This window comes from Streptomyces sp. NPDC107765, from assembly GCF_055657085.1.
On sequence record NZ_JBVKBL010000013.1, the window covers coordinates 201,186 to 220,625 of the forward strand.

Annotated in this window: 19 protein-coding genes; 10 read left to right on the plus strand and 9 right to left on the minus strand. The window is 71.9% G+C overall.

The genetic code is table 11. The features are described from left to right. The first annotated feature begins 298 nt into the window (after positions 1–298). From nhaA to ACZ7MX_RS28950, 4 genes are all read left to right on the plus strand, one after another. Entirely contained in the window at positions 299–1,651 is a 1,353-nt protein-coding gene (gene nhaA, locus ACZ7MX_RS28935; protein ID WP_472136297.1) for a Na+/H+ antiporter NhaA, read from the plus strand. A gap of 44 nt (positions 1,652–1,695) precedes the next feature. Next, positions 1,696–2,154, plus strand: coding sequence for a phage holin family protein (locus ACZ7MX_RS28940; RefSeq protein WP_472136201.1), 459 nt, complete (start codon positions 1,696–1,698; stop codon positions 2,152–2,154). Beyond that, positions 2,151–3,089 carry an alpha/beta fold hydrolase gene (locus ACZ7MX_RS28945; RefSeq protein WP_030412594.1) on the plus strand — a complete coding sequence of 313 codons (939 nt, stop codon included), beginning with the start codon at positions 2,151–2,153 and terminating at the stop codon, positions 3,087–3,089. Before ACZ7MX_RS28940 ends, ACZ7MX_RS28945 begins: the two co-directional genes overlap by 4 nt. A gap of 144 nt (positions 3,090–3,233) precedes the next feature. Next, on the plus strand, positions 3,234–3,431 hold the full coding sequence (locus tag ACZ7MX_RS28950; RefSeq protein ID WP_078866024.1) for a hypothetical protein: 198 nt from the start codon (positions 3,234–3,236) through the stop codon (positions 3,429–3,431). 135 nt (positions 3,432–3,566) lie between these two features. Here the strand turns inward: ACZ7MX_RS28950 and ACZ7MX_RS28955 are convergent, their stop codons facing one another. From ACZ7MX_RS28955 to nth, 3 genes are read right to left on the minus strand one after another with little or no spacing between them, the layout of a single operon-like run. After that, a complete protein-coding gene (locus tag ACZ7MX_RS28955) occupies positions 3,567–4,766 on the minus strand; it encodes a MarP family serine protease (RefSeq protein ID WP_472136203.1) in 1,200 nt (399 codons plus the stop codon). A 13-nt stretch (positions 4,767–4,779) separates the two neighbouring features. After that, positions 4,780–5,511, minus strand: a complete 732-nt coding sequence (locus ACZ7MX_RS28960) for an NUDIX hydrolase (protein WP_472136205.1) — start codon at positions 5,509–5,511, stop codon at positions 4,780–4,782. A 60-nt stretch (positions 5,512–5,571) separates the two neighbouring features. Next, positions 5,572–6,732, minus strand: coding sequence for an endonuclease III (gene nth, locus ACZ7MX_RS28965; RefSeq protein ID WP_472136207.1), 1,161 nt, complete (start codon positions 6,730–6,732; stop codon positions 5,572–5,574). 313 nt (positions 6,733–7,045) lie between these two features. Here nth and ACZ7MX_RS28970 point away from each other — a divergent pair, with 313 nt between their 5' ends. Both ACZ7MX_RS28970 and ACZ7MX_RS28975 read left to right on the plus strand, forming a co-directional pair. Beyond that, a complete protein-coding gene (locus ACZ7MX_RS28970; RefSeq protein WP_006604164.1) occupies positions 7,046–7,720 on the plus strand; it encodes a Crp/Fnr family transcriptional regulator in 675 nt (224 codons plus the stop codon). A gap of 212 nt (positions 7,721–7,932) precedes the next feature. Then, positions 7,933–8,796, plus strand: a complete 864-nt coding sequence (locus tag ACZ7MX_RS28975; protein ID WP_472136209.1) for a nucleotidyltransferase — start codon at positions 7,933–7,935, stop codon at positions 8,794–8,796. Between the two features lie 49 nt (positions 8,797–8,845). Here the strand turns inward: ACZ7MX_RS28975 and ACZ7MX_RS28980 are convergent, their stop codons facing one another. From ACZ7MX_RS28980 to ACZ7MX_RS28995, 4 genes are all read right to left on the minus strand, one after another. After that, on the minus strand, positions 8,846–9,682 hold the full coding sequence (locus ACZ7MX_RS28980) for an MBL fold metallo-hydrolase (RefSeq protein ID WP_472136211.1): 837 nt from the start codon (positions 9,680–9,682) through the stop codon (positions 8,846–8,848). After that, entirely contained in the window at positions 9,679–10,755 is a 1,077-nt protein-coding gene (locus ACZ7MX_RS28985; protein ID WP_472136213.1) for an NUDIX hydrolase, read from the minus strand. Before ACZ7MX_RS28985 ends, ACZ7MX_RS28980 begins: the two co-directional genes overlap by 4 nt. A 191-nt stretch (positions 10,756–10,946) precedes the next feature. Further along, a complete protein-coding gene (locus tag ACZ7MX_RS28990) occupies positions 10,947–11,417 on the minus strand; it encodes a RidA family protein (protein WP_472136215.1) in 471 nt (156 codons plus the stop codon). Next, positions 11,414–11,584, minus strand: coding sequence for a DUF4177 domain-containing protein (locus ACZ7MX_RS28995; RefSeq protein WP_362137246.1), 171 nt, complete (start codon positions 11,582–11,584; stop codon positions 11,414–11,416). Before ACZ7MX_RS28995 ends, ACZ7MX_RS28990 begins: the two co-directional genes overlap by 4 nt. 186 nt (positions 11,585–11,770) lie before the next feature. Here ACZ7MX_RS28995 and bagA point away from each other — a divergent pair, with 186 nt between their 5' ends. Together bagA and bagB are read left to right on the plus strand one after the other, a co-directional pair. Next, positions 11,771–12,802, plus strand: a complete 1,032-nt coding sequence (bagA, locus tag ACZ7MX_RS29000; protein ID WP_472136217.1) for an ATPase BagA — start codon at positions 11,771–11,773, stop codon at positions 12,800–12,802. Next, positions 12,799–14,139 carry an ATPase BagB gene (gene bagB, locus ACZ7MX_RS29005; protein ID WP_472136219.1) on the plus strand — a complete coding sequence of 447 codons (1,341 nt, stop codon included), beginning with the start codon at positions 12,799–12,801 and terminating at the stop codon, positions 14,137–14,139. Before bagA ends, bagB begins: the two co-directional genes overlap by 4 nt. A gap of 169 nt (positions 14,140–14,308) precedes the next feature. Here bagB and ACZ7MX_RS29010 read toward each other — a convergent pair whose 3' ends face one another. Next, positions 14,309–14,650, minus strand: coding sequence for a WhiB family transcriptional regulator (locus tag ACZ7MX_RS29010; protein WP_030801417.1), 342 nt, complete (start codon positions 14,648–14,650; stop codon positions 14,309–14,311). A gap of 631 nt (positions 14,651–15,281) precedes the next feature. Here ACZ7MX_RS29010 and ACZ7MX_RS29015 point away from each other — a divergent pair. Beyond that, entirely contained in the window at positions 15,282–17,480 is a 2,199-nt protein-coding gene (locus tag ACZ7MX_RS29015; RefSeq protein ID WP_472136221.1) for a transglycosylase domain-containing protein, read from the plus strand. A 181-nt stretch (positions 17,481–17,661) separates the two neighbouring features. Here ACZ7MX_RS29015 and ACZ7MX_RS29020 read toward each other — a convergent pair whose 3' ends face one another. Then, the gene (locus ACZ7MX_RS29020) at positions 17,662–18,126 is read right to left on the minus strand and encodes a GatB/YqeY domain-containing protein (RefSeq protein WP_472136223.1); all 465 of its coding nucleotides are present in this window, start codon (positions 18,124–18,126) and stop codon (positions 17,662–17,664) included. 288 nt (positions 18,127–18,414) lie between these two features. Here ACZ7MX_RS29020 and ACZ7MX_RS29025 point away from each other — a divergent pair, with 288 nt between their 5' ends. Next, positions 18,415–19,341, plus strand: a complete 927-nt coding sequence (locus tag ACZ7MX_RS29025; protein ID WP_472136225.1) for a metallophosphoesterase — start codon at positions 18,415–18,417, stop codon at positions 19,339–19,341. Positions 19,342–19,440 lie beyond the last annotated feature (99 nt).

A 19,440-nucleotide genomic window follows, 5' to 3' on the forward strand; every position in this document is an offset into this window, starting at 1 on the left:
TGCCGGGCCGGGAGCGGCCCGGCACCCCCTCGCCTGTACGGCACACCCCCACCCGCCCCGGTACATCGGCCCTACACCCCGGCAGCCACCCGCCCGAATTGCCCGTAAAGTGAGGCCACCGAGTACTCCGTCGCACCCGCCCGGTACAGTGGGAACCGCGTCAATGACGCGCTGAGGAACTCTGGGTGCGCCGGGAAGTCTGGTCGGCAACTGACACAGCCGTACACAGCTGCCGAAGGCCGGAGGTCACCGCGTGAGCGCGCCCACGAGCAACCGCCGATCCATATTCCTCGGGCGGATGTCCCTGCCCGAGCGGAATTTCGTCGCCGAAGCGCTGCGCGCCGAGACCGTCGGCGGGGTCCTCCTCCTCGCCGCCGCCGTGGCCGCCCTGATCTGGGCGAACACCCTCGGCGCAAGCTACGAGGCGGTCCGCGGCTTCCACCTCGGCCCGGCCGCCCTCGGGCTCGACCTCTCCGTCCAGCACTGGTCCGCCAACGGCCTGCTGGCCATCTTCTTCTTCGTCGCCGGCATCGAGCTCAAGCGCGAACTGGTCGCCGGCGAACTGCGCGACCCCAAGGCCGCCGCGCTCCCGGTCATCGCCGCCCTCTGCGGCATGGTGACGCCCGCGCTCGTCTACGTCACCGTCAACGGCCTCGACGCCGGGTCCCTGCGGGGCTGGGCCGTCCCCACCGCCACCGACATCGCCTTCGCGCTCGCCGTCCTCGCCGTGATCGGCACCGCGCTGCCCGCCGCGCTGCGCGCCTTCCTGCTCACCCTCGCCGTCGTCGACGACCTCTTCGCGATCCTGATCATCGCGGTCTTCTTCACCTCGACGATCAATTTCCTGGCGCTCGGCTTCGCCGCCGTCGGCCTGGCGGCCTTCTACCTGCTGCTGCGCAAGGGCGTCCGCGGCTGGTACGTCTACGTGCCCCTCGGCGTGGTCGTCTGGGCCCTGATGGAGAACAGCGGGGTGCACGCCACCATCGCGGGCGTCGCCATGGGCCTGATGCTGCGCTGCCACCGCCGCGACGGCGAGACCCGGTCCCCCGGCGAGCACATCGAGCACCTGGTCCGCCCGCTGTCGGCCGGTCTGGCGGTGCCGCTGTTCGCCCTGTTCTCCGCCGGGGTGTCGCTCTCCGGCGGCGCCCTCCACGAGGTCTTCACCCGCCCGGAGACGCTCGGTGTCGTCCTCGGCCTGATAGTGGGCAAGGCGCTGGGCATCTTCGGCGGCACGTGGGTCACCGCCCGCTTCACCAGGGCCGAGCTCAACCCCGACCTCAAGTGGCCGGACGTCTTCGCGCTCGCCTCCCTGGCCGGGATCGGTTTCACCGTCTCCCTGCTGATCGGCGAGCTCGCCTTCGCCGGCAATGCCGCGCTGACCGACGAGATCAAGGCATCGGTGCTGGTCGGCTCGCTGCTCGCGGCCGTCTTCGCCGGCATCCTGCTCAAGATCCGCAACGCCGAGTACAAGAGGCTGACGGAGGACGAGGAGCGGGACGAGGACCAGGACGGCATCCCCGACGTCTACGAACTCGACAAACCGGAATACCACCTTCGGATGGCCGCGATCCACGAGGCAAAGGCCGCCGAACACCGGCGGCTTGCCGAAGTGGCCTCCGGCACGCACGCCGGAGACGATGGTCCGGCATGATCTGAGAGGCTTTGCATCCGGTTGACGAGATGAGGGAGACGGCGATGAGCGCAGCCGACACAGGCGCGGACCGCAGCCTCGGACAGCTGGTGGCCACGGCCACCGCCGAGATGTCCGCACTGGTGCACGACGAGATCGCGCTGGCCAAGGCGGAGCTGCGGCAGGACGCCAAGCGGGCCGGCATCGGCAGCGCCGCGTTCGTCGTGGCGGGTTCGCTGGCGCTGTTCGCGCTGCCGGTGCTCAGCTTCGCGGCGGCGTACGGCATCCACAACCTCGGCCTGGGGCTCGCCTGGTCCTTCCTGATCGTGGGCGGCGCCTTCCTGGTCCTCGCCGGTCTGCTGGCCCTCATCGCCATGGCCAAGATCAAGAAGATCAAGAAGCCGGAGAAGTCGATCAACTCCGCCCGGCAGACCGCGGCCGTGCTGCAGAACGCCAAGCCGCACCCGCGCGTGGAGACCAAGGACCATCCGGTCCTGGAGTCTGTGACACGCTCATCGGTATGACAGCCCCTGACAGCACCGCCTCGGTCGTCCGCCTGGACGTCCCCGGCGACAGAGAGGTGTCGCACCGCGACGTCGCGGCGAACGGTGCGCGCTTCCACATCGCCGAGATGGGCGACGGCCCGCTGGTGCTCCTGCTGCACGGCTTCCCGCAGTTCTGGTGGACCTGGCGGCATCAGCTCCCGGCGCTCGCCGACGCGGGCTTCCGCGCGGTCGCGATGGACCTGCGCGGCGTCGGCGGCAGCGACCGCACCCCGCGCGGTTACGACCCGGCGAACCTCGCGCTGGACGTCACCGGCGTCATACGGTCCCTGGGCGAACCGGACGCCGCGCTCGTCGGGCACGACCTCGGCGGCTATCTCGCCTGGACCGCGGCGGTGATGCGGCCGAAGCTGGTGCGCCGGCTCGCGGTGGCCTCGATGCCGCACCCGCGGCGCTGGCGCGCGGCGATGCTCGCCGACGTCCGGCAGAGCGCCCGGAGTTCGCACATCTGGAGCTTCCAGCGGCCCTGGCTGCCGGAGCGGCGGCTGACCGCGGACGACGCGGCGCTGGTCGGCCGGATGATCCGGGACTGGTCCGGCCCCCAACTGCCGGACGACGAGGCGGTCGAGGTCTACCGGCGGGCGATGAGCATCCCGTCGACCGCGCACTGCTCGATCGAGCCGTACCGCTGGATGGTGCGGTCGCTGGCGCGCCCCGACGGCATCCAGTTCAACCGCCGGATGAAGCTGCCGGTCCGGGTCCCGACCCTGCATCTGCACGGCTCGCTGGACCCGGTGATGCGCACCCGCAGCGCGGCCGGTTCCGGGGAGTACGTCGAAGCCCCCTACCGCTGGCGGCTGTTCGACGGACTCGGGCACTTCCCGCACGAGGAGGACCCGGTGGCGTTCTCCACCGAGCTCATCAACTGGCTGAAGGACCCGGAACCGGACCGCTGACGGGGCGGGCGCGTACCGCTCGGCGGAGCGCGTGCACCCGGTGCTCGAACGTGCGTATGGCGAACGGCGACTTGCCCGGCGCATAGGCCAATTGGCCGTCCCCGAGGCGGTTACGGACCTTGGGCCACGGGCAGAGTCGAGGGTATGGGCTGGACGCACGACTACCGTGACGTGGCACGCAACCGCCGCAGCAGTGCCGCTGCAGTGGGCACTCAGGACAGGGGCACTCCGGACCTCAGGTCCGGCGCGTCCCCCGACCCGGCGCATCCGATGGGCATTCCGCGCATCCTGCGCCGCCGGGCGCGCTGGATGAGCGCGCGCCTGCGCCATCCCCGCACCTGACCGCTACCCGCCGCGCCGGCGGCGACCGGACGGTGCCAGGCGGCCCGTCGACGCGCCGGAGGCCCCCTGCGGTGCGTACGCCCCTGCCGGTGCCGTGACGCCCCGCCGAGGCCCCGTGAGGGCGCCCTGGCCGCCTCAGATCGCGCAGCCCTGGCTGTCGACCTGCTGCTGGGCCGTACGCCCCTTGAGGGCGTCCTGGTGGACCTCGTCGGCGGTCAGTGCGTAGCCGGTGCGCGAGTCGTCCAGCGACTTCGCGAAGACGACGCCGTAGACCTCGCCGTTCGGGGTGAGCAGCGGACCGCCTGAGTTGCCCTGCCGGACCGTGGCGTAGAGCGAGTAGACGTCGCGGCCGACCGTGCCGCGGTGGTAGATGTCCGGGCCGGTCGCCTGGATGCGGCTGCGGATGCGGGCCGCGCGGACGTCGTAGCCGCCGTTCTCCGGGAAGCCGGCCACGATGGCGCTCCGGCCGCTGCTCGCGTCCGTCTTGGCGAAGTGCAGCGCCGGGGCGTCCAGGGAGGGCACGTCCAGGACGGCGATGTCGCGCCGCCAGTCGTAGAGCACGACCTTGGCGTCGTACGTCCGGCCCACGCCGCCCACCTGGACGGTCGGCTCGCTCACCCCGCCGACCACGTGGGCGTTGGTCATCACCCGGTGCCGGCCGAACACGAAACCGCTGCCTTCGAGGACCTTGCCGCAGCTCGGGGCGGTGCCGACGACCTTGACGATGCTGCGCCTGGCCTGCGCGGCCACCGGGCTGGTGGCCAGCTGGGGGTCGGGCGCCGGCACGTTGTGGATCGGTTCGTTGGAGAACGGGGTGAAGACCTGCGGGAAGCCGTTCTGCGCGAGCACCGACGAGAAGTCCGCGAACCAGGTGCCGGCCTGCTGCGGCAGCACCCGGGACACCCCGAGCAGCACCTTGGAGTTGCGGACCTCCTTGCCGAGCGTGGGCAGGGACGTCCCGGCCAGCGCGGAGCCGATCAGCCAGGCCACCAGCAGCATCGCGACGACGTTGACCAGCGCGCCGCCGGTCGCGTCCAGCGCTCTCGCGGGTGACCACGTGATGTGGCGGCGGAGTTTGTTGCCCAGGTGGGTGGTGAGCGCCTGGCCCACGGACGCGCACACGATCACGATGGCGACCGCCGCGATGGCCGCGAAGGTACCGGGCGTGGCGTCGCCGGTGACCTCGTTCCAGATCAAGGGCAGCACGTAGACCGCGATCAGGCCGCCTCCGAGGAAGCCGATCACGGACAGGATGCCGACGACAAAACCTTGCCGGTAGCCGACGATCGCGAACCACACGGCCGCGACCAGCAGCAGAATGTCCAGGACGTTCACGCCGGACACCGTCTCACGAGCGCCAGTCGAGCGGGACCTGCTTGTCACGGTCCCACGGAATCTCCCACCCCGCGTAGTACAGGATCCGGTCGATCACCCCGGCCGTAAAGCCCCAGACCAGGGCGTTCTCGACGAGGAAGGCCGGACCGACGTGACCGCTGGGGTGGCGCGTGGTCACACGATGGGCCGGATCCGTGAGATCGGCCACGGGGACCGTGAACACCCGGGCGGTCTCCGCCTGGTCCACCGGGCCGACCGGGCTCGGCCGGCGCCACCAGCCCAGGACCGGGGTCACCACGAAGCCGCTGACGGGGATGTACAGCCGCGGCAGCACGCCGAAGACCTGCACGCCGGACGGATCCAGGCCGGTCTCCTCCTGGGCCTCGCGCAGCGCCGCCCGCACCGGACCGGCGCCCTCCGGATCGCCGTCCTCCGGGTCGAGGGCGCCACCGGGGAAGGAGGGCTGGCCCGCATGGGAGCGCAGGGTGCCGGCCCGCTCCATCAGGAGCAGCTCGGGGCCGCGCGGACCGTGGCCGAAGAGGATCAGCACCGCGGACTGCCGGCCGCCGTCCTCGGGCGGCAGGAAGCGGCTGAGCTGATGGGGCTCGACCGTGGCGGCCGCGCGGGCCACCGGCCCCAGCCACTCGGGCAGGCCGTCGGCCGAGACCGTGACCTCCGCGCCGGGTGCCGCCGTCGCGCCGACGCCCGCCTCCTCGCCGTACTGCTGCTCCCGTGCACTCCTCATACGCGCCCCCTCAGGCCTGGCGTGGATCATCGGTCCCCCGAGGGGGCGTCATGGCTGCCGTCATGAAGCGGCGGCCGGGGGCGCCAGCGGAGGCGCCGGCTGCCCCGGGTAGTCCGGCGGTGGCTTCAGGCGCTGGCCCGGCCGGCCGCCCAGCTCGTACTTCAGCAGCTTCCTGGCCTTCTCCGGGTCCGTCTCGCCCTCGCCGTACGAGGGGCACAGCGGGGCGATGGCGCAGGCGCCGCAGGCGGGCTTGCGGGAGTGGCACACCCGGCGGCCGTGGAAGACGACGCGGTGCGAGAGCATCGTCCACTCGCTCTCGGGGAAGATCGCCGCGACGTCCGCCTCGACCTTCTCCGCGTCCTGTTCGGCGGTCCAGCCGAAGCGGCGGGCAAGACGGCCGAAGTGGGTGTCGACGGTGATCCCGGGGACGCCGAAGGCGTTGCCGAGCACCACGTTGGCGGTCTTGCGGCCGACCCCGGGGAGCGTGACCAGGTCCTCCAGGCGGCCCGGCACCTCACCGCCGAAGCGGTCGCGGAGCGCGGCGGACAGGCCGAGCAGCGCCTTGCTCTTGGCCCGGAAGAAGCCGGTCGGACGGATCAGCTCCTCCAGCTCCTCCGGGGGCATGGCGGCCATGTCCTCGGGCGTCGGGCAGACCGCGAACAGCCGTGGCGTGGTCTGGTTGACCCTCAGATCGGTGGTCTGGGCCGACAGGACCGTGGCGACCAGCAGCTCGAAGGGGTTGCTGAAGTCCAGCTCGGGGTGCGCGTACGGATACAGCTCGGCGAGCCCGTCGTTGATCTGGTGGGCCCGGCGCACCATGGCCGCACGCGACTCGGCCTTGCGCGCGGGGGCCTTCTTGGCGGTCGCCTTCTTGGCGGCGGTCTTCTTGGTGGCCGTCTTCTTCGCCGTGGTCTTCTTGGCCGCGGCCTTCTTGGCGGTCGCCTTCTTCGTGGCGGCGGTCTTCGCGGGCGCGGTCTCGCCGGCCGCCTTCTTGGTGGCCGCCTGCTTGGTCGCTGCCTTCGTCGTGGCGGCCCTCTTGGCCGTCGCCTTCTTCGTGACGGCCTTCTTCGCGGCCACCGGCTTCTCGGGGGTTTCGTTCACGGCGGCCTTCTTCCCTGCCGAGGCGGTGCGTACCGAGGCCGGGCCCGCCTCGTTCGTGTCCTGCGTCGCGGACCGCGACGCGCCAGACTTCCGGACGGTCGGGTTCCGGGTGGGCCTCACCCCGGAGAGCGATTTGTTACGTTTGTCCGGATCGGAAGCTCCGCCGGACGCCTGTTCGCCCACAGCGGAATCATGTCCCGCGCTCACTCGTCCGGCCCCCAGTCCTCTGCTCTCACCGGCGTATTGGACACTCGGCCAGACTAAGGCCAGCCACTGACATCCGGCTCGATCACCGTGATCCCTGACTCCAATCGGCCCCCTGCCTTATGGCTCGGGGCACCGGTCCGGCAAACTTGTGATTGATCGCACTGTTTTGCATTCCGGCATGATGGGGACCACAGTCCCCCGGAGCATGTCGACAAGGAGAGATCTCGTGGACGACGTTCTGCGGCGCGCACCGCTCTTCGCGGCGCTCGATGACGAGCAGGCGGCCGAGCTGCGCGCCTCTATGGGAGAGGTCACGCTCGCCCGCGGCGACGCCCTGTTCCACGAAGGGGACCCCGGCGACCGCCTGTACGTGGTCACCGAGGGCAAGGTGAAGCTGCACCGCACCTCCCCCGACGGCCGGGAGAACATGCTCGCCGTCCTCGGTCCCGGAGAGCTGATCGGTGAGCTCTCGCTGTTCGACCCGGGCCCGCGCACGGCCACCGCGTCCGCCCTCACCGAGGTCAAGCTCCTCGGCCTGGGCCACGGCGACCTTCAGCCCTGGCTGAATGCCCGCCCCGAGGTGGCCACGGCCCTGCTGCGTGCGGTCGCCCGCCGACTGCGCAAGACCAACGACCAGATGTCCGACCTGGTCTTCTCGGACGTGCCGGGCCGCGTGGCGCGCGCCCTGCTCGACCTGTCGCGCCGCTTCGGCGTGCAGTCCGAGGAAGGCATCCATGTCGTGCACGACCTGACCCAGGAGGAGCTGGCCCAGCTGGTGGGCGCCTCCCGTGAGACGGTCAACAAGGCCCTGGCGGACTTCGCGGGCCGCGGCTGGCTGCGCCTGGAGGCGCGCGCCGTGATCCTGCTGGACGTCGAGCGGCTCGCCAAGCGCTCGCGCTGACAAACCGGCACCTACGGCGAAGGGCCCTGCTCCGGCGGGGCCCTTCGCCGTGTGGGGACGGGCCCTTCGCAGTAATGGCCCGGGCCCTCCGTCGTAGTGGCCAGCGCCCCATGCCCGGCGCCCCGCGCCCCGCGCCCCGCGCCCCGCGCCCCGCGCCCCGCGCCCCGCGAAATACGGTCGCTCCCGCCGCACGACCTCGCCATAGTGGCGCCATGACGCCCGACGGGACCCACGACAGGACGCACCACGGCCCGGGCAGCAGCGCAGGCACAGGCACCCGCAGAGGTCTGGACAGCGACGGCTGCTTCGTACGGGAGGGCTCGCTGGAGCGGGTGCCTTGGGAGTTCGCGCCCGTGGTGGCGAGCTTGCGCTCCCGTATTGCGGACCAGTTCGGCGACCGCCTGCACAGCAGCTACCTCTTCGGCAGCATCCCCCGTGGCACCGCCGTTCCCGGCGTCTCCGACCTGGACGCCCTGCTCGCCCTACGGGACGAGCCGACCGAGGACGACCACGCCGCCGCCCGTGCCGTCGGGGAGGCGCTGGACACCGCGTTCCCGGAGATCGACGGCGCGGGGCTGCTGCTGTTCGCCGCCGACCGACTGCTGAGCGACCTGGAGCGGTACGACCTGGGCTGGTTCGTGGCCTGTCTGTGCACACCGCTCGACGGCCCGGACCTCGCCGGCCGGCTGCCCCGTTACCGCCCCACCTCGCTTCTCGCCCGTGAGACCAACGGGGACCTTTTCCGCGACCTCCCCGGTTTGCGCGCGAAGGCCGCGGCGGCCCCTACTCAGACCGCGCGCACCCGGCTCACCCGGGGCGTCGCACGCCGGCTCGTACGCACCGGGTTCACGCTGGTCATGCCCCGCTGGGGCGGCTGGACCAGCGATCTCGCCGAGTCCGCGGAGGTCTTCGGCCGCTACTACCCGGCGCACGCCGGCGAGATGCGCGCCGCGGCCCGCGCCGCCCGTACCCCGGCCGCGTACCCCCACCTGCTGGACGAGCTGCTGTCCGGCCTGGCCCCCTGGCTGGCCGAGGAATACCTCGCCGTCCACGGGGCGAAGGCTCCCCGCCCGTAGGACCCCGGCGGAGCAAGCGCCTTCCCGGGACGCCCGGCCCCCGAAGGTGTCACTCCTCGATCAGCCCGTGCTCCCCCAGGTACTCCAGCTGGGCCCGCACCGACAGTTCGGCGGCCGGCCACAGGGAGCGGTCGACATCGGCGTACACACTGGCGACGACTTCGCCCGCGGTCCGGTGGCCGGCCTCGACCGCGGTCTCCACCTGGGCGAGCCGGTTCGCACGGTGCGCCAGATAGAACTCCACCGCGCCCTGGGCGTCGTTCAGCACCGGCCCGTGGCCCGGCAGGACCGTGGCCACCCCGTCGTCCACCGTGAGGGAGCGCAGGCGGCGCAGCGAGTCGAGATAGTCGCCCAGCCGCCCGTCGGGGTGCGCCACCATGGTGGTGCCGCGTCCCAGGATCGTGTCACCGGTCAGGACGGCGCGGTCGGCCGGGAGGTGGAAGGAGAGCGAATCGGCGGTGTGCCCCGGGGTGGGCACCACCCGCAGTTCGAGGCCGCCCGTGGTGATGACGTCCCCCGCGGCGAGCCCTTCGCCACCGAGGCGCAGCGCCGGATCCAGCGCCCTTACGGACGACCGGGTCAGCTCGGCGAACCGGGCGGCGCCGTCGGCGTGGTCCGGATGACCGTGGGTCAGCAGGGTCAGCGCGATGCGCCTGCCGGCCCGTGCGGCGGTGTCGACGACGGCCTGGAGGTGGCTCTCGTCGAGCGGCCCGGGATCGATGACGACGGCCAGGTCGGAGTCCGGCTCGGCGACTATCCAGGTGTTGGTGCCGTCCAGGGTCATCGCCGACGGGTTCGGCGCCAGCACGCAGTGCGCCCGTGCAGTGGCGGGCCCGGAGATCACTCCGCCCCGGGGCTGACCCGGGAGAGCGGCTGCTTCGGTCATGTGAGGGTCCCTCCCGGGGTGCCGGTGCCTCCGGGCGTGCCGGTGGCTCCTGGGACGCCGGTGGCCCGCTGGGCCCCTGAGGGGCCGTCGGAACCGCCCCCCGCCTCTGCGTCCCCGTGCGCCACGGAACCGTCCCCGGCGGATGCGCCCTCGGTGGCGCCGTCCCCGGCACCCCCCGGCGCGATGTGCTTGGTGAACTCGTCGTGGCCCGGCCAGCTCAGTACGATCTCGCCGCCCACCACGCGAGCCTGCGCCAATACGGGCGTCAGGTCCTGGGCCTGGGCGGCGGCCAGCGCGTCCGCGACGGTGGCGTACGGCTCCAGCGCGCGCAGCGTGGCGATCGTCGGCGGCATCATCAGCAGCTCGCCGCGGTCGTACCCGGCGGCCGCCTCCCCCGGCCGGATCCACCACGCGAGGTCCGCCTCACCGGCCGCGACGGCGTTCCCGCCGGGGCTCACCGGCTGCCCCTGGGGAAGCGTGCGCTGGCCTTCGGGCAGCGCGGCGACGAAGAACCACGTGTCGTAGCGCCGGGGCTCGAACTCCGGGGTGATCCAGCGCGCCCAGGCGGCCAGCAGGTCGGAGCGCAGGACCAGGCCACGGCGGCCCAGGAAGTCGGCGAAGGACAGCTCGTGGGCCACCAGCGCGGCCCGGTCGGCCTCCCAGTCCTCGCCCGTGGTGTCCTCGACCACCGTGTCCGCCGAGTCCCCGGCGAGCAGCACGCCCGCCTCCTCGAACGTCTCCCGTACGGCCGCGCAGACGATGGCCTGTGCGGTGGCCGGATCGACGCCCATACGGACCGCCCACTGGGCGCGCGACGGGCCGGCCCAGGCCACCGGGCGTTCGTCCCGGGGATCGACCGTGCCACCCGGATAGGCGTACGCGCCCCCGGCGAAGGCCATGGAGGTGCGTCTGCGCAGCATGTGGACGGCGGGGCCGCCGGTCCCGGTGTCGCGCAGCAGCAGGACGGTCGCGGCCCGGCGGGGCTCGGCGGGGGTGAGCTCGCCGTTCGCGAGCGCCCGGATGCGGCCCGGCCACTCCGGTGGGTACCACTGGCCATTCGTCGTGGACGACATGGCCGGATGCTATGCGCTCACGCGCGGATGTTCGAGGGGTCCTTTCCCGCCGGGCCGCGGCCGGCGACCGCTCCGGCCGGCCGGCGGGAGCGCGCTCCTACGAGGCGCGCGCATCCCGCGGCCGCCGGGAAGCCGCCGCCGAGCCGTACGGACCGCACGAGGCCCGTCCTGGCGGCCGGGACCGGCAACGCCTACGCCTCGTCGGCGACCTCGACCTGGATCTCGACCTCGACCGGCGCGTCGAGCGGCAGCACGGCCACACCCACCGCGGAACGGGCGTGCACGCCCTTGTCGCCGAGGATCTCGCCGAGCAGCTCGCTGGCTCCGTTGAGGACGCCCGGCTGGCCGGTGAAGTCCGGCGCGGAGGCCACGAAACCGACGACCTTCACCACGCGCCGGATCTTGTCCAGGTCGCCGATGACGGACTTCACGGCGGCCAGCGCGTTGAGCGCACAGGTCGCGGCGAGCTCCTGGGCGCGCTCCGGGCTGACCTCGGCGCCCACCTTGCCGGTCACCGGCAGCGCGCCGGCCACCATGGGCAGCTGGCCGGAGCTGAAGACGTACGAGCCGGAGCGCACCGCGGGCTGGTAGACCGCCAGCGGCGGCACGACGTCCGGCAGCTTCAGTCCGAGCGCCGCGATCTTGTCCTCCGCCGCGCTCACGCCGTGTACTCCGTCTTCTGCCGCTTCATATAGGCCACCAACTGCTCGGGGTTGTTCGGGCCCGGCACGACCTGGACCAGCTCCCAGCCGTCCTCGCCCCAGGTGTCCAGAATCTGCTTCGTCGCGTGCACCAGCAGCGGCACGGTCGAGTATTCCCACTTGGTCATGGGCCGAGCGTAATGCCTGTCCAGGGCGGCGGCGGACGCCGTCCCTCGCGGGCCGCCCGGCCCGCGCCGGCCGGTCCCCTAAGGGACAACCCTGACCCGTCTCCGGGCTCGGCCCGGACGGATCTCCGGGTCTTCCCAGGCGTATCCCGTGCGTAGCCGCGACGCGGACTGGTTAGGCTCCTTTGCGTGAGCAGGCTCCATGTCGTCAGCGGCAAGGGCGGCACCGGCAAGACCACGGTCGCCGCTGCCCTCGCCCTCGCCCTGGCCACCGAGGGACGCCGTACCCTCCTGGTCGAGGTCGAGGGCCGGCAGGGCATTGCCCAGCTGTTCGAGACCGAGGCGCTTCCCTACGAGGAGCGCAAGATCGCGGTGGGCCCCGCATCAGAGGGTGCGTCGCGCAGCGATTCCGCCCGGGGTGGTGGCGGGAGACGGGCGGGCGAGGTCCACGCCCTGGCCATCGATGCCGAACGCGCCCTTCTGGACTACCTCCAGATGTTCTACAAGCTCGGCAGCGCCGGCCGGGCGCTGAAGAAGCTCGGCGCGATCGACTTCGCCACGACCATCGCCCCCGGCCTGCGGGACGTCCTGCTGACCGGCAAGGCGTGCGAGGCGGTCCGCCGCAAGGACAAGCAGGGCAGGTTCGTCTACGACGCGGTGGTGATGGACGCCCCGCCGACCGGCCGCATCACCCGCTTCCTGAACGTCAACGACGAGGTCGCCGGTCTCGCGAAGATCGGCCCGATCCACAATCAGGCGCAGGCCGTGATGCGGGTCCTGAAGTCACCGGAGACCGCGGTCCATCTGGTGACGCTCCTGGAGGAGATGCCCGTCCAGGAGACCGCGGACGGCGTCGCCGAGCTGCGCGCCGCCGGCCTCCCCGTGGGCGGCATCGTCATCAACATGACCCGTCCCGCGCTGCTGGACAACGGCGATCTCGACCTCCTCGCGGCCCGTGGGGCGCGGGCCGGCGTCGCCAAGGCGCTCTCGCAGGCCGGGCTGGGCGGGGCCCGCCGCGGCGGGCTGGCCGACCGGCTCATCGACCCCCTGCTGGAGCAGGCCCGCGAGCACGCCGAGCGGGTCGAGCTGGAGCGCGCCGAGTACGCCGAGCTGACCGCGATCGGCCTGCCTACCTACGAGTTGGGGCTGCTCCCCGAGGGAGTGGACCTCGCCGGGCTGTACCAACTGGCCAGAGACCTGCGGAAACAGGGGCCCATATGACCTCGGACGACACGACGCTGGACGACTCGGCCCCGCGGCTGGAGGTCGACGCCCTGCTCGACGACCCGCGCACCCGCATCGTCGTGTGCTGCGGTTCCGGCGGCGTCGGCAAGACCACCACGGCCGCCGCACTGGGCGTGCGCGCCGCCGAGCGCGGCCGCAAGGTCGTGGTACTGACCATCGACCCGGCCCGGCGGCTGGCGCAGTCGATGGGCATCTCCGAGCTCGACAACGTCCCCCGCCGGGTCAAGGGCGTGGACGAGGTCGCCGGCGGCGAACTGCACGCGATGATGCTGGACATGAAGCGCACCTTCGACGAGATCGTCGAGGGCCATGCGGACGCCGACCGGGCCCGCGCGATCCTGGAGAACCCCTTCTACCAGTCCCTGTCGGCCGGTTTCGCGGGCACGCAGGAGTACATGGCCATGGAGAAGCTGGGCCAGCTCCGGGCGAGCAACGAGTGGGACCTGATCGTCGTCGACACGCCCCCGAGCCGCTCCGCACTGGACTTCCTGGACGCGCCCAAACGCCTCGGCTCCTTCCTGGACGGCAAGTTCATCCGGGTCCTGATGGCGCCCGCGAAGGTCGGCGGCCGGGCCGGCATGAAGTTCCTGAATGTCGGCATGTCGATGATGACCGGCACGCTCAGCAAGCTCATGGGCGGTCAACTCCTGCGCGACGTCCAGACGTTCGTGGCGGCCATGGACACCATGTTCGGCGGTTTCCGCACCCGCGCCGATGCCACGTACCGGCTGCTGCAGGCCCCCGGTACGGCGTTCCTCGTGGTCGCCGCGCCGGAACGGGACGCGCTGCGCGAGGCGGCGTACTTCGTCGAGCGGCTGGCCGCCGAGCAGATGCCGCTGGCCGGCCTGGTCCTCAACCGCGTGCACGGCAGTGGCGCCGCCCAACTCAGCGCCGAGCGTGCCCTGGCCGCCGCGGAGACCCTGGGCGAGGACCTCGCGGAGGACGACGGCGCCGAGGGCGTCCACACCGAAAATAATCTTGAACCAACCGGCATTGTGGATCTCGACGGCGGGAAGGATGCCTCCGGTACCGCTGGCGGCCTCTCCCCCGCTGCCGCCGCGGACCCGGCAGCACCCACCTCGGCCTCGGCGGCTCAACTGGCCGCCGGGCTCCTCCGCCTGCACGCGGAACGTATGCAGGTCCTCGCGCGCGAACGGCGCACCCGGGACCGCTTCACCGCGCTCCACCCCGAGGTTCCGGTGACGGAGGTCGCCGCACTGCCCGGCGACGTCCACGACCTCGCGGGCCTGCGCGCCATCGGCGACCGCCTGGCGCTGAACGGCGCCACGACGGACCACGACACCGACGACTGAACCGACGTCCGAACCGGCGACTGCCATCGCCGACCGAACCGCCGAACGAACCGGACGCTGAACCGCCGCCCGAACGGCTGCCTGCACCGCCGTCGACGGGCCCGCCGGACACACCCGGACCACACCCCACCGGCTCTGTTCCGCCGGCCGGTGGATCCCGGCCGTCCGGCTATCCGACCGCGGCGTACTCGTCGAAGGTCTCGTCCTCGCAGTCCATCGGCAGAATGCCGGTGCTGCGCTCGTATTCCGTGCGCGCCGTCTCCAAGAGGCGACGCCATGACGTCACGGTCGGGCGGCGACGCAGCAGCGCCCTCCGCTCGCGCTCGGTCATTCCACCCCACACGCCGAATTCCACCCGATTGTCCAGGGCGTCGGCCAGGCATTCCGTACGCACCGGACATCCGGTGCACACTGCCTTGGCGCGATTCTGCGCCGCACCCTGAACGAACAGTTCGTCCGGATCGGTAGTGCGGCAGGCTGCCTGTGCATTCCAGTCGGTTACCCAGCTCATGCTGGCGCCGTCCTCTCCCGAATCGAGGCTCCCCCACGGCGGCAAACGGCATATTCACCGTTGCCAGTTGAGGACGTTACGGAAGGCGGACAGGGCGCAACACCCCCTTCGGGCCCAATCTTGAATGGCCCGAACGGACTATGCGTACGCGGCAGATCACCCAACGGAGTGACCGTGCGGCATACGTCACATTGCGCACAAGGCGGGACAGTTCGCCGCCCTGACACGGGGTTTCTGTCGGCACACGCGGACACGTGGGGGCTCGGTCCGCGAGAGGTGGGGGTTGACGAACTGAGGCGTAACCATTCGGCAGCGGCAACTGAGTACAGGCTAAGCGAACAGGTGCGCCCCTGTCCGGCGAATGGGAACCTCGGCCCCTCACGTGCGCCGCGACCGCGCCCGTACGGCCATCGACGGATCACATCCGGCCGAGCACGGAGATCAGATCCGGCCGGATACGAAGATCGCCTCGCGACTGCGCCGGAGGCCGGCCCGGCCGGGGGCGGAGAACACGTGCGGCTCGCCGCCGAGGTCACAGCCGCACCGCCGCGAAGTCACCGTCCGGTGTACGAACGGCCCCGGACCCCCCGCTCCGTCCGCACGTATGTGGCAACGGATTAGGCTGCCCCCCATGGCTAAGAAGCGCGATGGCGGGGGTCTGTCCACGACGCAGCGGACCGCCAGGTTCCTCGGTGTCAGCGTCCTGGCCGGAGCGGTGCTCGCCGGTATCGCGCTGCCGGCGGCCGGGGCGCTGGGCCTTGCCGCCAAGGGTTCGGTCGAGGGCTTCGACGAGATCCCGGCGAACCTCAAAACGCCACCGCTCAGCCAGCGGACCACCATCCAGGACTCGGACGGCAACGAGATCGCCAAGGTCTACTCCCGTGACCGCACGGTCGTGAGCCTCAAGAACATGTCGCCGTACATCCAGCAGGCGATCGTCGCCATCGAGGACGCGCGGTTCTACCAGCACGGTGCCATCGACGTGAAGGGCATCCTGCGGGCGCTCAACAAGAACGCCCAGTCCGGCGGCGTCTCCCAGGGCGCGTCGACGCTGACCCAGCAGTACGTGAAGAACGTCTTCGTCGAGGAGGCCGGCGACGACCCGGACAAGGTCGCGCAGGCCACCCAGCAGACGATCGGCCGCAAGGTCAAGGAGCTCAAGTACGCGATCCAGGTCGAGAAGGAGCTCGGCAAGCGCAAGATCCTGCAGAACTACCTCAACATCACCTTCTTCGGCGAGCAGGCGTACGGCGTCGAGGCGGCCGCCCAGCGGTACTTCAGCAAGCACGCGAAGGACCTGAACCTGCAGGAGTCGGCGCTGCTGGCCGGCATCGTCCAGTCGCCGAGCCGCTACGACCCGGTCAACGACATGCAGGAGGCCACCCGGCGGCGCAACACCGTGCTGCAGCGGATGGCCGACCTGAAGAACATCACCCAGGAGCAGGCCGACGCGGCCGCCAAGAAGCCGATCAAGCTCGCGATCAGCCGGCCCAAGAACGGCTGCATCACCGCGTCCGACGGCGCCGGCTTCTTTTGCGACTACATCCGCAAGGTCTTTCTCAGCGACAGAACTTTCGGCAAGAGCCGCAAGGCCCGTCTGAAGCGCTGGGACCAGGGCGGCCTGACCATCCGCACCACCCTCGATCGGCAGACCCAGAAGTCGATCCAGGCCTCCATCGGCAAGCACGTCTACGAGGACGACCCGGTCGCCACCGCCGCGACCATCGTGGAGCCGGGCACCGGCAAGATCCTCGGCATGGGCCAGTCGCGGCCGTACGGCTTCCGCGGGAACCAGACCATGCTCAACCTCTCGGTCGACCACAACATGGGCGGCGGCGCCGGCTACCAGCCCGGATCGACCTTCAAGCCGGTGATCGCGGCGGCCGCCCTGGAGCAGGGCACCAGCCCCGAGCAGGAGTACCCCTCGCCGTACCGGATGCCGTACCCGAGCCCGGTGCAGACCTGTGACGGCGAGTGGCACGGTTCCCCGGCCGACGTCACGCAGAACGAGAACCGCAAAGAGGCCGGCCCGTACGCCATGAAGGAGGCGACCGCGAAGTCGGTCAACACCTACTTCGTGCAGCTGATCAGCGACATGGGCATCTGCCCCGCGGTCAAGATGGCGCAGAAGATGGGCATCGAGCGGGCCGACGGCAAGCCCTTGCAGCAAGTTCCGTCGATGACGCTCGGGGTGCAGGAGATGTCTCCGCTGACCATGGCAGCCGGTTACGCCGCCTTCGCCAACGGCGGCGAGTACTGCTCGCCGGTCGCCATCGAGTCGATCACCGACGCCCGCGGCCGGACCCTGAAGGTCCCGCAGACCCGCTGCCGTACGGCGATGTCGAAGAAGACCGCGGACACGATCAACACCCTCCTCAAGGGCGTCGTCGAGGACGGCACCGGCAAGGAGGCCGGCCTCCAGGGCCGCGACAGCGCCGGCAAGACCGGCACCACCGACAGCCGCTACGCCGCCTGGTTCGTCGGCTACACCCCGAACGCGGCCGGCGCCGTCTGGGTGGGCGACCCCCAGCACCAGCGCAAGATGTACAACATCACCATCGGCGGCGTACCCCACGACAAGGTCTACGGCGCCGATACCCCCGGCCCCATCTGGCGCGACGCGATGACCGGCGCCCTGGCCGGCCGGCCCGCGCCGGCCCTGCCCACCGTCCCGATCGACGACCCCGACAAGGGCAAGGCGTCGGGCGACGACAAGGGCAGCGGCAAGCACAAGCCCGGCCGCGGCCACGGCGGCGACAACAAGCCCGGCGGCGGCTGGCACCTCCCCGGCTGGCCCGACATCCTGGGTGGCGGCAACGGCGGGTGGTAACGGCCCGGTTGGCGCCCGCCTCATGAGGCCGAGAGACAAGCGAGGGGCCGCCCCAGCCGGTGCTGGGGCGGCCCCTCGTCTGTCACCTCGTCTGTCACGCGGGCGCCCGGGGCTTCGGTCCGTACCCGCGGGGGAGGACCTCCGCCCGTTCGCCTGCGGGTGAAGGCCCCCGGCCGACCGCTCAGCCGGCCAGCAGCTTCTTCACCATTCCGGCCACCCGGCCGCCCTCGGCGCGCCCGGCCACCTTCGGGTTGACGATCTTCATGACCGCGCCCATCGCCTTCGGCCCCTCGGCGCCGCTGCCCTTGGCCTCCGCCACCGCCGCCGCGACCAGCGACTCCAGCTCCTCGTCGGTCAGCTGCTTGGGGAGGTAGTCGGCGAGCAGCTCGCCCTCGGCGCGCTCCCGCGCGGCCGACTCGTCCCGGCCGCCCTGCTCGAACGCCTCCGCGGCCTCCCGGCGCTTCTTCGCCTCCCGAGCGATGATCTTCTCGACCTCGCCGTCGGACAGCTCGCGCGCCTCCGTGCCCGCGACCTCCTCCTTCTGGATCGCGGTCAGCGTGAGACGGAGGGTGGAGGAACGCAGCTCATCGCGCGTCTTGATCGCTTCGGTGAGGTCCTGCTGCAGCTTGGACTTGAGCGTGGTCATGCCGTCGAGTATGCCCCCACCCACCGACAACAGCCGCGCCTTTTCCCGCCCCCCGCCGCGAGCCCACGGCCCGCCGGGCCCCGCCGAGCGGCCGGGCCGCCGGGCCGGCCCCCACTCGTATGCGCCCCACCCGTATGCGCCTCCAGCCGGCGTCCCCACCCGTACGCGACGGCACCCGCACGCGTCGACCCCGTACGCACCGGCACCCCGTCCGCGACGGCACCCGTACGGGCCCGGCCCGCCCCTCCCTGTGTACCGACGCCTCGCCACTCTGCGACGATGGGATCCATGCGCGCGCGATACGGAGTACCCCTGACCCTGACCGCAGTCGGCGCGGCCGGCCTCGCCTACGCCGCCGGCTACGAAGTCCGCTCCTTCCGCCTGAGGCGGGTCACGGTCCCCGTACTGCCGCGCGGTATGCGCCCGTTGCGCGTCCTGCAGGTGTCGGACATCCACATGGTCAGCGGCCAGCGCAAGAAGCAGCGCTGGCTGCAGTCGCTGGCCGGGCTGCGCCCCGACTTCGTCATCAACACGGGTGACAACCTCTCCGACCCCGAGGGCGTCCCGGAGACCCTGGACGCACTCGGGCCGCTGATGGAGTTCCCCGGTGCCTACGTCTTCGGCTCGAACGACTACTACGGCCCCAAGCTCCGCAACCCGGCCCGCTATCTGATCGAGCGGGTCCAGGGCCGCCACGGCCTCAACGGCAACGCTCCCGTGGTGGGCGCCGTCCACAACCCGTGGGAAGAACTGCGCGACGCCTTCGACGCGGCCGGCTGGGTGGGCCTGTCCAACACCCGCGGCCGCCTCAAGCTGGAGGGCTTCGAGATCGCCCTCACCGGACTGGACGACCCGCACATCAAGCGCGACCGGTACGCCGAGGTGGCCGGCGGCCCGGAAGCCGGCGCCGACCTCTCCCTCGCCGTCGTCCACGCCCCGTACCTGCGCTCCCTGGACGCCTTCGCCGCCGACGGCTACCCGCTGATCCTGGCCGGCCACACCCACGGCGGCCAGCTCTGCATCCCCTTCTACGGGGCGCTCGTCACCAACTGTGACATCGACACCGACCGGGTCAAGGGCCTGTCCACCCACACCGCCGCCGGCCGCACCTCCTACCTCCACGTCTCCGCCGGCTGCGGCACCAACCGCTACACCCCGGTCCGCTTCGCCTGCCCCCCGGAAGCGACCCTCCTCACCCTCACCGCCCGCGACTGACCCGCACGCCTGATCCGGGGCGGCTTCCCCGCGCCCACTCCGGGTGGGGGCACCGCCTCGGAGGACCCTCCTGGCGGGCCTTGCCTGCGGGCTCTTCCG

Excerpts from the sequence above, each read along its gene's own strand:
- nhaA (WP_472136297.1), top strand. The coding sequence starts at position 299 with ATGTCCCTGCCCGAGCGGAATTTCGTCGCCGAAGCGCTGCGCGCCGAG.
- ACZ7MX_RS28940 (WP_472136201.1), top strand. The coding sequence starts at position 1,696 with ATGAGCGCAGCCGACACAGGCGCGGACCGCAGCCTCGGACAGCTGGTG.
- ACZ7MX_RS28945 (WP_030412594.1), top strand. The coding sequence starts at position 2,151 with ATGACAGCCCCTGACAGCACCGCCTCGGTCGTCCGCCTGGACGTCCCC.
- ACZ7MX_RS28950 (WP_078866024.1), top strand. The coding sequence starts at position 3,234 with ATGGGCTGGACGCACGACTACCGTGACGTGGCACGCAACCGCCGCAGC.
- ACZ7MX_RS28960 (WP_472136205.1), bottom strand. The coding sequence starts at position 5,511 with ATGAGGAGTGCACGGGAGCAGCAGTACGGCGAGGAGGCGGGCGTCGGC.
- ACZ7MX_RS28975 (WP_472136209.1), top strand. The coding sequence starts at position 7,933 with ATGACGCCCGACGGGACCCACGACAGGACGCACCACGGCCCGGGCAGC.
- ACZ7MX_RS28980 (WP_472136211.1), bottom strand. The coding sequence starts at position 9,682 with ATGACCGAAGCAGCCGCTCTCCCGGGTCAGCCCCGGGGCGGAGTGATC.
- ACZ7MX_RS28985 (WP_472136213.1), bottom strand. The coding sequence starts at position 10,755 with ATGTCGTCCACGACGAATGGCCAGTGGTACCCACCGGAGTGGCCGGGC.
- ACZ7MX_RS28995 (WP_362137246.1), bottom strand. The coding sequence starts at position 11,584 with ATGACCAAGTGGGAATACTCGACCGTGCCGCTGCTGGTGCACGCGACG.
- bagB (WP_472136219.1), top strand. The coding sequence starts at position 12,799 with ATGACCTCGGACGACACGACGCTGGACGACTCGGCCCCGCGGCTGGAG.
- ACZ7MX_RS29010 (WP_030801417.1), bottom strand. The coding sequence starts at position 14,650 with ATGAGCTGGGTAACCGACTGGAATGCACAGGCAGCCTGCCGCACTACC.
- ACZ7MX_RS29015 (WP_472136221.1), top strand. The coding sequence starts at position 15,282 with ATGGCTAAGAAGCGCGATGGCGGGGGTCTGTCCACGACGCAGCGGACC.
- ACZ7MX_RS29020 (WP_472136223.1), bottom strand. The coding sequence starts at position 18,126 with ATGACCACGCTCAAGTCCAAGCTGCAGCAGGACCTCACCGAAGCGATC.
- ACZ7MX_RS29025 (WP_472136225.1), top strand. The coding sequence starts at position 18,415 with ATGCGCGCGCGATACGGAGTACCCCTGACCCTGACCGCAGTCGGCGCG.